The organism is Neisseria sp. RH3002v2f (genome assembly GCF_014596375.1).
Classification (GTDB): domain Bacteria; phylum Pseudomonadota; class Gammaproteobacteria; order Burkholderiales; family Neisseriaceae; genus Neisseria; species Neisseria cinerea.
Genome location: NZ_MAYZ01000023.1, coordinates 20015 through 32838, shown reverse-complemented (window position 1 = coordinate 32838; position 12824 = coordinate 20015). Strand labels below are relative to the sequence as shown.

The 12824-nt window shown below is 48.8% G+C and carries 14 protein-coding genes, 5 tRNA genes and 1 pseudogene; 3 read left to right on the top strand and 17 right to left on the bottom strand.

The window, feature by feature from the left end:
* Window positions 1-113: 113 nt before the first annotated feature.
* The 12 genes from BBW69_RS07225 to BBW69_RS07170 all read right to left on the bottom strand — a co-directional run bounded on the left by BBW69_RS07225 (window position 114) and on the right by BBW69_RS07170 (window position 7821).
* The gene (locus BBW69_RS07225; RefSeq protein WP_003678083.1) at window positions 114-686 is read right to left on the bottom strand and encodes a 50S ribosomal protein L25/general stress protein Ctc; all 573 of its coding nucleotides are present in this window, start codon (window positions 684-686) and stop codon (window positions 114-116) included.
* Window positions 687-752: 66 nt separating this feature from the next.
* The gene (locus tag BBW69_RS07220; protein WP_107859805.1) at window positions 753-1736 is read right to left on the bottom strand and encodes a ribose-phosphate pyrophosphokinase; all 984 of its coding nucleotides are present in this window, start codon (window positions 1734-1736) and stop codon (window positions 753-755) included.
* Between the two features lie 164 nt (window positions 1737-1900).
* Window positions 1901-1976: transfer RNA gene (locus tag BBW69_RS07215), tRNA-Gln, on the bottom strand.
* Between the two features lie 8 nt (window positions 1977-1984).
* Window positions 1985-2060 (bottom strand) — tRNA-Gln (locus BBW69_RS07210).
* A 12-nt stretch (window positions 2061-2072) separates the two neighbouring features.
* A tRNA-Gln gene (locus tag BBW69_RS07205) sits at window positions 2073-2148 on the bottom strand.
* Between the two features lie 7 nt (window positions 2149-2155).
* Window positions 2156-3001, bottom strand: a complete 846-nt coding sequence (gene ispE / locus BBW69_RS07200) for a 4-(cytidine 5'-diphospho)-2-C-methyl-D-erythritol kinase (RefSeq protein ID WP_107859804.1) — start codon at window positions 2999-3001, stop codon at window positions 2156-2158.
* Window positions 3002-3010: 9 nt separating this feature from the next.
* Entirely contained in the window at window positions 3011-3592 is a 582-nt protein-coding gene (gene lolB / locus BBW69_RS07195) for a lipoprotein insertase outer membrane protein LolB (protein ID WP_188210873.1), read from the bottom strand.
* A 154-nt stretch (window positions 3593-3746) separates the two neighbouring features.
* Window positions 3747-5591: a hypothetical protein gene (locus BBW69_RS07190; RefSeq protein ID WP_188210980.1), complete on the bottom strand. Its 1845-nt coding sequence runs from the start codon at window positions 5589-5591 to the stop codon at window positions 3747-3749.
* 159 nt (window positions 5592-5750) lie between these two features.
* Window positions 5751-6587 carry a pantoate--beta-alanine ligase gene (panC, locus tag BBW69_RS07185; protein WP_003678092.1) on the bottom strand — a complete coding sequence of 279 codons (837 nt, stop codon included), beginning with the start codon at window positions 6585-6587 and terminating at the stop codon, window positions 5751-5753.
* Between the two features lie 122 nt (window positions 6588-6709).
* Window positions 6710-7501: a 3-methyl-2-oxobutanoate hydroxymethyltransferase gene (gene panB, locus BBW69_RS07180; RefSeq protein ID WP_188210872.1), complete on the bottom strand. Its 792-nt coding sequence runs from the start codon at window positions 7499-7501 to the stop codon at window positions 6710-6712.
* Between the two features lie 134 nt (window positions 7502-7635).
* Window positions 7636-7711 (bottom strand) — tRNA-Thr (locus BBW69_RS07175).
* A 34-nt stretch (window positions 7712-7745) separates the two neighbouring features.
* Window positions 7746-7821: transfer RNA gene (locus tag BBW69_RS07170), tRNA-Thr, on the bottom strand.
* A gap of 167 nt (window positions 7822-7988) precedes the next feature.
* On the opposite strand from BBW69_RS07170, the gene BBW69_RS07165 reads away from it, so the two are divergent.
* Window positions 7989-8780, top strand: coding sequence for a polyamine aminopropyltransferase (locus tag BBW69_RS07165; RefSeq protein WP_188210871.1), 792 nt, complete (start codon window positions 7989-7991; stop codon window positions 8778-8780).
* A 54-nt stretch (window positions 8781-8834) separates the two neighbouring features.
* Window positions 8835-9476 (top strand): alpha/beta hydrolase, encoded by a 642-nt coding sequence (locus BBW69_RS07160; protein WP_188210870.1) that lies wholly within the window; start codon window positions 8835-8837, stop codon window positions 9474-9476.
* Window positions 9477-9553: 77 nt separating this feature from the next.
* Here the strand turns inward: BBW69_RS07160 and BBW69_RS07155 are convergent, their stop codons facing one another.
* The gene (locus tag BBW69_RS07155) at window positions 9554-10477 is read right to left on the bottom strand and encodes an RluA family pseudouridine synthase (protein WP_188210869.1); all 924 of its coding nucleotides are present in this window, start codon (window positions 10475-10477) and stop codon (window positions 9554-9556) included.
* A gap of 17 nt (window positions 10478-10494) precedes the next feature.
* Here BBW69_RS07155 and BBW69_RS07150 point away from each other — a divergent pair.
* Window positions 10495-10566 (top strand): annotated as a pseudogene (locus tag BBW69_RS07150) (peptidase C39); the annotation flags it as partial.
* 53 nt (window positions 10567-10619) lie between these two features.
* Here the strand turns inward: BBW69_RS07150 and BBW69_RS10005 are convergent.
* From BBW69_RS10005 to BBW69_RS07130, 4 genes are all read right to left on the bottom strand, one after another.
* Window positions 10620-10922, bottom strand: a complete 303-nt coding sequence (locus tag BBW69_RS10005) for a TrbM/KikA/MpfK family conjugal transfer protein (protein ID WP_223169974.1) — start codon at window positions 10920-10922, stop codon at window positions 10620-10622.
* A gap of 114 nt (window positions 10923-11036) precedes the next feature.
* On the bottom strand, window positions 11037-11564 hold the full coding sequence (locus tag BBW69_RS07140) for a DUF4189 domain-containing protein (protein ID WP_188210868.1): 528 nt from the start codon (window positions 11562-11564) through the stop codon (window positions 11037-11039).
* Between the two features lie 57 nt (window positions 11565-11621).
* A complete protein-coding gene (locus tag BBW69_RS07135) occupies window positions 11622-12548 on the bottom strand; it encodes a type IV secretion system protein (protein WP_308019376.1) in 927 nt (308 codons plus the stop codon).
* Between the two features lie 29 nt (window positions 12549-12577).
* Window positions 12578-12805 (bottom strand): hypothetical protein, encoded by a 228-nt coding sequence (locus tag BBW69_RS07130; protein WP_188210867.1) that lies wholly within the window; start codon window positions 12803-12805, stop codon window positions 12578-12580.
* Between the last annotated feature and the right edge of the window lie 19 nt (window positions 12806-12824).

Below are 12824 nucleotides of genomic sequence, written 5' to 3'. Positions count from 1 at the left end.
CTATTTTCATTACCTAATTGACTAAACAAATACCGCCAATATAACTCGAACCAAACAATATAAAAACAATAAGGCGGTACGTATCATATACGTACCGCCTTATTTTCAATCAATTAGCGTTTCTTACCGGTAACAGTAGCAACAGCCAGATTTTCATTACGTTTCAAGGAAACGCTTTCTACACCTTCAGGCAATTTAATGTCTGACAAGTGCAAAATGTCGCCGGCAACCACTTCGGCACAATCCAAATCCAAGAAAGCAGGGATATTGGCAGGCAACGCAACCACTTCAACAGTCGTGTTCAGCAGAGATACGCGACCGCCTTGCAATTTAACGGCTTGAGAATTTTCAGCGTTAACAATGTGCAGGGGAACACGGATACGTACAAGTTGATCGGCTTTCACAGCTTGGAAGTCGATGTGTTGAACTTCGCGGCGGAACGGGTGCATTTGGAAATCGCGGACGATAACGTCTTTAGTTTCGCCGTTCAGAGACAATTTAATCAACGCGGTATGGAAAGATTCTTTTTCCAATGCGTAGAATACAGTTTTGTGATCCACAGCAATTGCAACGGGCTCTTGGCCTTCACCGTACAAAATACCGGGGATTTGACCTTCGCGACGCAGGCGGCGGCTCGCACCAGTGCCTTGTGCTTCACGAACAGAGGCTTGAATTTCATAAGTCATGTTAAATACTCCAATTTAAATAAAACTACCGTCATCGGCCGCGACCAGCTTAAGACGGCTTCGGGCTTATGGCAGCAACATGCTGCCTGTCATCACTTCTTCATTAAAAAGATATGAGACGGATTCTTCGTTGCTAATACGGCGAACCGTTTCAGCCAACAAACCTGCAATCGTTACCTGACGGATACGATCGCATTTTTGCGCTGCTTCAGACAAAGGAATGGTATCTGTTACAACAACTTGGTCGATTTCGGACGAGGCAATACGGCTGACCGCCTCTCCGGAGAATACGGCGTGGCTGGCATAGGCCAGAACACGTTCCGCCCCCCGCTCTTTCAGAGCGACGGCAGCTTTACACAAGGTATTCGCGGTATCAATCATATCATCCACAATCAAGCAAGTACGACCTTGAATGTCGCCGATAATATTCATGACTTCCGCCACATTAGCTTTCGGGCGGCGTTTATCGATAATCGCCAAATCAGCATTCAGGGATTTGGCAACGGCACGGGCGCGGACTACACCGCCGATATCAGGGCTGACAACAGTCAGGTTTTCAATCCGCTGCTGCTTGATATCGTTCAACAGAATCGGGGTTGCATAAATATTATCCACAGGAATATCGAAAAAACCCTGAATCTGGTCTGCGTGCAAATCAACGGTCAAAACACGGTCAATGCCTGCTGAATAGAGCATATTTGCCACTAATTTGGCAGAAATTGGAACACGGACGGAACGCGGCCGTCTATCTTGACGCGCATATCCGAAATACGGAATGGCTGCCGTGATGCGGCCTGCCGAAGCACGTTTGAGCGCATCCGCCATTGTCAGGATTTCCATCAGGTTATCATTGGTCGGTGCACAAGTAGGCTGAAGGATAAAGACATCGCGACCGCGTACGTTTTCCAACAATTCGACGGCAACTTCGCCGTCTGAGAATTTGGAAACCGAAGCATCTCCCAAGGAAATATCCAAATGTTTGACAACGCGTTGTGCCAACTCTGGATTGGCATTACCTGTAAATACCATCAAACTGTCATAAGCAGCCATATTTTCACCTGATTTTATATTTAACTTCCGCTCAGAAAACATAATGCTTCCCTCTGCCTGTACCAAGTCCGACATTATACCTGCAACACCCGACACAAACAAAGGCATTTCAATATTTTTATTTCTAAATAAAAAGCGTGTAAGCAAGCTTACACGCTTTTATCTGGCTGGGGAGGAAGGATTCGAACCTTCGCATGCTGGAATCAAAATCCAGTGTCTTAACCGCTTGACGACTCCCCAAGGAAATATGGCTGGGGAGGAAGGATTCGAACCTTCGCATGCTGGAATCAAAATCCAGTGTCTTAACCGCTTGACGACTCCCCAACTTGTTTAGCTTGGCTGGGGAGGAAGGATTCGAACCTTCGCATGCTGGAATCAAAATCCAGTGTCTTAACCGCTTGACGACTCCCCAACAATGTTTAACCAGGCAACAGAGGGTGTATTGCGAGACCCTCTGCCAAATACGCCTCATATAAACATGAAACTTGTCGGTATATATTGTATGCGCTATTCCTATCTTGACATACCGTGAATATACATGCCCCGGAACCTGTCATTAAAGCAGCCCCATATCGGGACAATTCGGAATAGGCTTTCCAAACTTCAGGGTATTCTTTAAATACAACTGCCTGCATATCATTTCTAAACGGTTGCAGGTTTTGGAAAGTCGGCATTATGCTTGAGGCAGAATCCCGTGTCAAGCATTCGTGCGTGAAAATTTTTGCAGTGGAAACGTGAACAGGCGGTTTGACAATGACATACCACTGTTTCGGAATATCCATTCCTATCAGTTTTTCACCTATCCCGCTTGCAAAAGCATTTTTTCCGAAAATAAAAAATGGTACGTCCGCGCCCAAAGCCGCGCCCAAGTCAATCAGCTGCTGCGTCGTTCGGGAACACTGCCACCAACGGTTCAATACCAGCAAAACCGTTGCAGCATCAGAACTCCCACCGCCCAAACCGGCACCGGTCGGAATTTTTTTGTCCAACCATATCTCCACGCCGGCAGGGGTACCTGCATATTTTTGCAGTAATGATGCGGCACGGTAGCTTAAATCCGCTTCCTGCGGCATTCCATCAACCGGATTGTGCAGAATGATTTTTCCGTCGTCCCTCGGTTTCAAATATACGGTATCCTGCAAATCTATCAGACAGAATATACTTTCAATATTGTGATAACCGTCCTCACGCCTGCCTGTAATCCTCAAATCGAGATTCAGTTTTGCAGGCGCGGGAAAGGCTTGCCGTCCGTCCGTAACACTCATATATCTACCTTACCGTATCCGTGCCGCACATTGTTCTTGGGTTTCAGTTTCAGACGGCATACCGATTTCGCTGAAAACCAGCCTGATATTCAATTTCCCGTTATCCAATTGCAGGATGCGGGCTTTTCCTTCGCTGTTGACGGTTCTGCTGATTATCCAACCGTATTGCTCCAGCATACCGTCCGGCAGGATGCGGTAAGGTGCGCGTGCAACCCGTCTGCCGTCTGCCCAGATATGCAGATATTGAATAGGCAGCTTGAAACCAATAAGCTGCCGGCTCAACTCTTCCGCACTTTCCGCCTGATAAACATTTCCTTTGGCATCCACTGCCAACGCACCGTCTTTGTCTTGGCACATTTGTCCGAGCGTACTGCCTAAAGGTGTATTGATATTGATGGTTTCTACAGGAGGCTGGTATGTCCAGTCGAAATTCGCATAAGAACCCCTGCCTTCCGCCTTAACCGCCAACCGTCCTTCCGCAGAAAAGCTGTCAATATATTCAGATACCTGCCACAGGTTCGAATGTTCCTGAGGCAATTGGGCGCAAGCCGATAAAAGTAGGATGGCGGATATAGATACGGTATGTTTCATCAGAATTCCTTGATGGTTATCCTTCCGACTTGGGCGACCGCCTGCCGGACAATAGATTTGGTTCGGCACGCAAAACACATATTATATGCAGGCTGTGCGCCAAACCATACGGACCTTCCGGCCACATCATGCCGTCTGAAAGGATTGACCTGCATTATTTTAGAGGTTTTCGGGAAAGTTCGGACAATGTTATTCCGTGACGCTTGAGCGTTTCGCGCCATATTTTCTTGTCTCCCGTAAGGTGTGCCGCCTGAGTCCACACGTCAACCGCCTGATCGCGTTCACCCAATGCCCACAACACCTCGCCCAGATGGGCGGCAACTTCGGGCTCAGGCTGGCTCTCAAACGAATAACGGAGATACGGCAGCGCACTTTCCGCGTCACCTTTCAGGTAATACGCCCAGCCTATGCTGTCGTTGACGGCAATATCGTCAGGGTTAATTTGATATGCCTTCTGAAGCAATACAAAACCCTCGTCCAAACGCTCGGAATCGGAAAGCAGGCTATAACCTAAATTATTCATAATCTGAGCGTTATCGGGTGCAAGCCTGAACGCCCTTTCAAGATCTGAAATCATTTTTTTCCGCTTGCCAAGCCGCTCGTAAATAACTGACCGCTGTACCAATGCCTCTGCCAATAATTCTGTATTGCTGCCGACAGGCGGTTTGTCGATAATCTTGTCCAGCTCCCTTAAAGCCTCCCGTGTATCCGGCAGTTTTGACAAGGCAAACAGCTGTACTTTAGACAAGTTGTCCGCCATAAAATAACGCCCCTGCTGCTCGGGAAGCTTCCGTACTTCCCTAATTTGCCGCAAAGCCGCCTTTGCACCATCCAGTTCGAGGGTTGCAGCAACTGCCGACACACCTTTGTCGAACAAATATTCCGGCGCGGATACTTTTGTCAGCCACTGCCTGACTTTGGCATAATCCCTGCGGTCGGCATACATCATCGCCGCCGTTAGCGCCGCCCTGCTCCGCTGTTCCTCCGTCCCCCTGCCGTATGCCTTTTCGACATAGCCGTCGATAACGGAAATATCTTCTTTCCGGTTTGCCGCCAATATTGCCGCCTGAATATACAGATCCGCATTCGGATTGGCATCCATCAACACTTTCAAGCGTTCATATGCATCATCGGGCCTACGCAGGGAAACAAGGTTCATAATTTCCATTTCCTGCCAGACGGTTGAAAGGTTTTTGGTGTCTGTTTGCTCGAAAAAGCCACTGAGTATCTCGGGATAACGGCGCGCAACCAGACGCAAGGTTACTAGGGTCGGCGGTAGTATTTCTGTATCAAGTTTTGCCAAGCGTTGCAATGCCGCGATTGCTTTATCTTTTTCCCGCACTTGCACGTTAAAAACCACATCGGCAATCGCCGCTTCCGACATATGCCCGTATTTCATTGCCGCACGGTGGACGGCTTCGGATGCTTTTTTCGCCAATCCGTCCTGCTGCACGGCGGCTTGGGCCAACAATAAAAATACCCTGCGGTTTTGCCCGTCATCTGCCTGCGCCAAGACCTCTTCCAGCCCATCCAAACGTTGATTTTCTTCTCCTTTCAGCACGCTCCGCAACCAGGCCATCCGTTTTTGCGCCTCACCCGGTATAGGCTCAATCTGCCGCCATTTCTGATAAATCATCTCAGCTTGTTCAAATGCATTCAGCGACACGGCCATTTCCAAGGCACGCTCGGCAACTTCGGGGGATTTTGTACGCTCCAACATCAGCATATAGGCGGCAAGTGCCGTTCCCGCCTGCCCCTTTTGCAAGGCGGTTTCCCCTCCCAGCAACGTAAATATCTGACTAACCCGATCACCCACAGCGGCAAGCCGTAAGCGCTTGTTTTTGATTTCTTCCTCGCTGTAACGCTGATGTTTCCTTAAAACCTTTCCAACTTCCTTCGGCTGTTTCATATCCCCCGCACTGCCTCCGGCGGCAGATACCTGTCCGGCAATCAGGGCTGCCGTCAACACAGTTAACATTTTGAAACGGTTAGGTAGCATAATCATCCTTTATCCGACATCCGTCCGAACTTTCAGACGGCATATAATCAGGCGTAACTTTATCACAAGCAGAATCGTTTGTAGATTTGCGAAACCCCGTTCAAAAAAATAAATGCCGTCTGAAATACTGCTTCAGACGGCATTACCGACGCTTGCGATTCAAGGGAGTTTTATTTCCACATTGTCAATCAGACGCGTCGCCCCCAAACGGGCCGCAGCCAAGACCACCAGCTTCCTATCTCCCGTCCGTGCCACTTCGAGCGTATCGGCGTGGCGGATTTCAACATAATCGACCGTCCAGCCGTGTTCCGTCAGAGATTGGACGGCCCGTTTTTCCAAACCTGCATAATCCAAACTGCCCTGACCCAACAATTCGGCAATTGCCTTCAATTCACGGTACAGGCGAGGAGCCTCGGCACGCTCCGCCGCACTCAAATACTGGTTGCGGCTGGACAGTGCCAACCCGTCTTCCGCGCGCCCTGTATCGACAGGCACTATTTCAACATCAAAATTCAAATCTTCGACAAAACCTTTAATCACAGCGAGCTGCTGGTAATCCTTCTTACCGAAACAGGCGATGTCTGGGGAAACGATGTGGAACAATTTGGAAACAACCGTTGCCACCCCGCGGAAATGTCCCGGACGGAACTTGCCGCACAACTCATTTTGCAGGTTGGGCGGTTCGACGTTATACCGCTGCTCCACGTTCGGATAGAGTTCTTTCTCATCGGGTGCGAATATCACGGCAACACCCTCGGCTTCCAGCTTGTCCGCATCCTGTTGCAACGTACGCGGATATTTGTCGAAATCTTCGCCCTGACCAAATTGCAAGCGGTTGACGAAAATACTGACTACAACGCTGTCCGCCCGTTTTTTCGCCTCACGCACAAGCGCGAGATGTCCTTCATGCAGATTGCCCATGGTCGGCACAAATGCCACCTTTCCCGCATTTTTACGCCACGCGCGCAGTTCTCGAATGGTATGTATGATTTGCATTACGGTAATCCTTATTTTACGGGGCTCATACCCGATGACAGATGCCAATTATACGCGCCGTATATGGCGAAACAAAATGCCGTCTGAATCGGCTTTCAGACGGCATGCTGCATGTAAACCGTTCAGTCTGTAAAGATATGTTCTGTAGCAGGAAAGGTTTTTGCTTTAACTTCTTCGACATACGCACGAACCGACGCTTGAACGCTATTATGCCCCTGCATGAAGTTTTTGACGAATTTCGCCGTCTTACCCGGAAAAATACCGAGCATATCGTGCATCACCAAAACCTGCCCGTCGCAATCCACACCCGCACCGATACCGATGGTCGGACAAGAAACGGATTCAGTTACCTTTTTTGCCAGTTCCGCAGGAACACACTCCATCAACACGACCGCCGCCCCCGCATCGTCATGCGCCTTGGCATCGTTAAGCAACGCCTGCGCCTTACTTCCGCGACCCTGAACCTTGTATCCGCCAAAGGCAAACACTGATTGCGGCGTCAGACCGATATGCGCACAAACCGGAATACCGCGCATTTGCAAGAATTCGGTAGTTTCCGCCATCCACACACCGCCTTCAAGTTTAACCATATGCGCGCCGGCAGCCATCAGTTCGGCGGCGGCAGCAAATGCCTGCTCTTTACCCTGCTGATACGAACCAAAAGGCAAATCACTGACAATCATGACATTTTTTGTACCGTTTGCCACACATTCAGTGTGATAGCACATATCGCGCAAGCTGACGGGCAGCGTCGATTTCCGCCCCTGAACCGCCATTCCCAAAGAATCCCCAACCAACAGCACATCCACGCCGGCTTCTTCCATCAAAGCCGCAAAACTGGATTCGTAAGCGGTCAACATAGCGATTTTCTCACCTGCCGCCTTCATTTTTTGCAGCGTATTCACTGTAATCATAACCAAACATTCCGTCCAACAGGACGGCCTCCCAACAGAAACTAACTATTATAAAGTTTTGCCCCGAAATGGAAAAGACCGCATACGGCATACAAAATAACAGTCCGACCGCAAAACGGTCGGACTGTTAAATTTGGTGCCGGCACCAAGAGTCGAACTCGGGACCCCCTGATTACAAGTCAGGTGCTCTACCAACTGAGCTATACCGGCATATGGGATTGCATTACTGCACCATAAATAAGAATGGTGCCGGCACCAAGAGTCGAACTCGGGACCCCCTGATTACAAGTCAGGTGCTCTACCAACTGAGCTATACCGGCAAAGAGCTGCATATTATGCATACAACTTGCCAAATTGGCAAGACATTTGTTTTAAAATATGCACAAAATTAGAATAACTATATTATTTTAAATAAGATTATTTTGAAACAGAACAAGCAGCGGCATTCTGATAAAATATCTGCCTTTCAAACTGACTGCTCACACCGATGGCAAGACATCCCTACCGCCGCCTCCGTCCTGCAAAATCCAGCTTCCCCGAAGTCGGCATTTCCGAAGAAGGCAATATCCGTTCGCTTCACTTGGGCAGCGACACCATCCAAAGCTCAATGAACCTAGACCACCCGTCCGAGCTGGTACTCTCTTACAGCCGTGCCATGATGGGATGGCTGCTGTTTACCGACGCGCTTCCGCAGCATATCACCCAAATCGGCTTGGGCGGCGGCTCGTTTGCGCGCTGGATAGATAACTACCTGCCCGATACGCGTCAAACTGCCGTAGATATCAACCCGCAGGTTATCGCCATTGCCCGCAACCTGTTTGAGTTGCCCTTCGAGGGCGAGAAATTTGAAATTATTGAAGCAGATGGTGCAGAGTACATCAAAGTCTTCCGCCACAACACCGATATCATCTTGGTGGACGGATTCGACGGCGAACAAATCATCGATACGCTGGTTGAAGAACCGTTCTTCCGAGACTGCCGAAACGCACTCTCTTCAGACGGCATATTCGTTACCAACTGGTGGAGCGGCGACAAACGCTATCAACGCTTCATCGAACGTTTATTGAGCGTTTTTGAAGGGCGCGTATTGGAACTTCCTGCCGAAAGTCACGGCAATGTCGCGGTAATGGCCTTCCAAAGCAGCCCCAAAGAGCAAAACATAGACAAACTCAAAAAACGTGCCGACAAACTGAGCAACGCTTACGGATTGGACTTCCACCGCATGCTCGCCGACCTGAAAGCATCCAACCCCAACAACGGCAAGCATTTCTACCTTTAAGCAACTATCTTCACGGCCGCATCGGAACATGCGGAAAATCAAGAGGAAATCATTATGCTGAAACCCGAAACCATACACATATCCGGTCCTGCCGGCATTTTAGAAACCATCCATATCCCGTCCGAACAAGTACCGGCACGCGGTGTTGCCGTCATCAATCATCCCAATCCCCTCCAGGGCGGAACAAACACCAACAAAGTTATCCAAACCGCCGCCAAAGCATTAAGCAAACTCGGATTCCACTGCTACCTTCCCAACCTTCGCGGCGTAGGCAACAGCGAAGGCACACACGATTACGGACGCGGCGAAACGCAAGACTGCCTCACCGTCATCGATTATGCCCGTGCCCGACATCCCGAAGCCCCCGAATTTGCCTTATCCGGCTTCTCCTTCGGCGGTTATGTCGCCACATTTGCCGCACAAGAGCGCATACCCGACCTGTTACTGCTCATGGGCGCAGCAGTCTGCCACTATACCGACCGTCCGGAACCGTCAGCCGTTCCCAACGTTGCAAAAACACTGATGATACACGGTGCGGAAGACGAAGTCGTCGAAATCGGGAAAGCACTGAAATGGGCGGAACCGCAAGATTTGCCCGTCATCACCATCGCCGGTTCCACGCATTTCTTTCACGGCAAACTCATCGTTCTGCGCGACACCATCCTCCGCTTCGCGCCCGTATGCCTGAACGGATAAAACCCCTTTCAGACGGCATCAATAATATAAAACCCGTATCGGCGGCATCTGCCGATACGGGTTTGCATTCCCTCTCATTATAGGCAAAACCTACTGTAAAACACCCTTTCCAGACCCGACAAAGGATCTGCAAATGCAATCTTTTTTGCCAATAGCTTCAAAGGGTTCCGATAATCCTCGCTTCCCGCTTCAGACGGCACGGGATAGAGCGCGTCATTCAATAACGGCATACCCAAGCCCATCATGTGTACGCGCAACTGGTGTTTCTTGCCGGTATGCGGCGTAAGGCGGTAAAGGCTGAATTCCCCCCTGTTTTCAATCAGTTCGACCGTCGTGTGCGCGTTTGGTTCGCCTTCCGCCTCTTGCGTCGTAAAAAATTTTTCACCCCTTACCAAACGCGAAACCACATCAAGCGGATACAGCAAATCCGTCCTTGTCGGCGCAAGCGCCTCATACGTTTTCCATACCGTTTTGTTTTGAAACATCGTCTGATAGGCTCCGCGCGTGGCAGGATTATGCGACAGCAGCATCACGCCTGCCGTATCCTTGTCCAAGCGGTGCAGCGGCGTAATGTCTTCAACATTCAAATGCTGCAATTCAGGGCGCAGGCGCAGACGTGTCAACAGCGTTTCCCTCAAAAAACGCCCGCTGGGGATGACGGGCAGAAAATGCGGCTTGTCCACCACAATCAAATGCTCATCAATATGCAAAATTTTTTCTTCAAACGGAATACGCGGCTCGCTCTCACGGCTGGTTTCCCGATAATAAAACATCGTCTTACCCGGCTCGAACAAAGAATGTTCATCCAACGCCGCACCATCCGAACCGACCACAAAACCGCTGTTCAACCGCCTGCGCCAATCGTCCGCGCCCACAAAAGGAAAGCGGATGCACAGAAAATGCAGCAGCGGCAGCCCGTAAAACTGCTTTTCATGCGGCAGCACCAAATAACTGGGTTTGACACCGTTCAATAACGGAAGAGGATTATTGCGTTTTTTCATGCGGCGAATTGTAACCGTTTTTCACACAACACCCCAAACGACAGACGGAGTTTGCAGTTAAACAAATCAGGCAAGGGCGTGCAGAGTAAGTCAAATGCCGTCTGAAAACTGTTTCAGACGGCATTTTTACCTTTTATATCCTTCACGGTTCAGTAGCGGGCTGCCCCATGGTTCCTGTCGTCCTCAAATCTTTTGCCAAAACCCAGCCTTCCGTATTAACCCCCGTCTTATCGTTCATAAACATTACATAAGGGCATTTTTTTAGGAAATTGCGTCGTGCGGTAATCGTATCGTGTCCATGTTTATGCTTGATAGAGTGGAACTTTTTCAAAGCAGATTGACATTCAGACGGCTGAGATGCCGGATTGACCAAGCACATAAGCGCCTCGCAAGCCAGTCGCTCATCACCACCCATCTGTGGAGGATTGAGGGGATTGGCAGCCATAGAGGTAACTTAAGAAAAGCTCATTACCAAGGCAATAACTGTTGAAATGAATTTCATAATTTACTCTGTTATTGAATGGTATTAGTAAAGGTAGATATCTGAAATTTCAGATATTTAGTATCTAGGCAATGAGCACGCCTCCTGAGTAGTAATTCTGCACTGTGTTATTCCTGAGACTGCATGACATTGATTCAATGCATTAGCTTCAGCTCGTCCAAGGTCATCTACCCCATAGAAAGTTTTCCATTTGCCTTTATGCCTACCCTGTGCGACAGCAAGACAGCCGTTTCTAACCCATACTGCAATTTCGCATGGGGCATTCCTACCTCCTTGTTCGCAGGTTTTAATAGCTTGTTTTTTGGCTGCCTCAAGAGAATCCATATCAAGTGCACCACCAGATAGACCTGTCTTCATATTGATAGCTAGTGCCAAATATTTTGAAGGAACATCGATGTTAACAATTTTCGTCTGAGCAGAACCGTTATTGGAAGATTGTGGTTTTCCAACATTATATAAAATCTGCCGACCGGAGCTGTCAATAATACGACAAGTCCCTGTTGCAGGTTGGTATTCTCCACCACAGCCATTGGCATAAATATCAAGGCTTGTCAGACCTAATAATACAAAAAGCAATTTTTTCATCTAAAGAGTCCAATCTGTCATTTTTGTCTAATCTTTGTAAGCTTTCAATATAGAAAATTAGGATGAGGTATTTCCTTTACTGGGTTGGTTGGCCTGTTTTATTGCATCAGTGCTTGTCTGACTTCCACTAGGTGTCCATATTGTTTGCTGAGGCATATTTGGTTGTGGATTATTAGGATTCTCAGCTATATTTTGTACATTATAATTAGCCTGCTGCTGTTGATTATTCATCCCCGGCGGAGTAGCAGGCTGACCCGTTCCCCAACCCTGCATTGCATTGTATCCAGAGTATGTAGACATCATGCCATTAAACCAGGCACCTGCCATAGGCGGTACGGTGATCAGCAAGGTAGAAAGCATCAGACCCAAGCCCAGCTGTTGGGTAACTGTCTTCATAATACCGCCGACGTTTCCACCGATCAGTGCCGAAGCAATATTGGATACTGCATCGGTAATGGCGATATTGCCTACTAGATCCATAGAGATTTCAGCCATGACGCCAAGCATCACGCTGGAAAAGATGGTTGCCAGTCCATAGTATAGCCATTTTTGAAACAGGGGTGCTGTTTTTTTGAACAGAAGGCATAAAATAAAGATGGGCGCAAAGCCGATAAACAAAGCCATGGCAATGCGGAACATGATTAGCATGGTACCCGCTACGATGGCAGGCCCTGCGGTACCGACGCCGACAAACCATCTTGCCTGTGTCACTTTCCCTTCGAGATATTCGCTGTCGGCAGTATCGATACCGTCAAGTATGCCCATCATACTTTGGGTTGCCGTCAGGTTTTGGTCTATTCGGCAGCCTATGATGGATTTACTGTCTTGTGTCAGACACTTACTGCCGACATCGCTGTCGCCGGTCATGATTTGTGAAATGCCGTCTGAAAGAGTATCGGTCAGAACCCGTACGCTGAAATCGCCGCCGGCCGCCACACCCAGTGCAACGGCTACAATGAGGTAGGTCTTGCCGAGACCGTACACATCGTAGCCATTATAGTTTTGATAAGCGGTTACATGATCTCCTTTGATAATAAAAAGGTCGACGGCATTTTGCCAGAAGAATGAGGGGCAGTGTGAAAGTACCGTCTTCCCTTTTTCATCACCTTTTTGCCCAAGACTGGAGAATACACAGCACCATTTCTATCTGCTGTTTTATTCAGTACCACACAATCGGAGGATGCTGCCTGAGAAAATTGCGACGCTGCCAACGCAGCGAAAAACAAGAGGATTTTCTTCATAAAACACCTCAAAAGATTT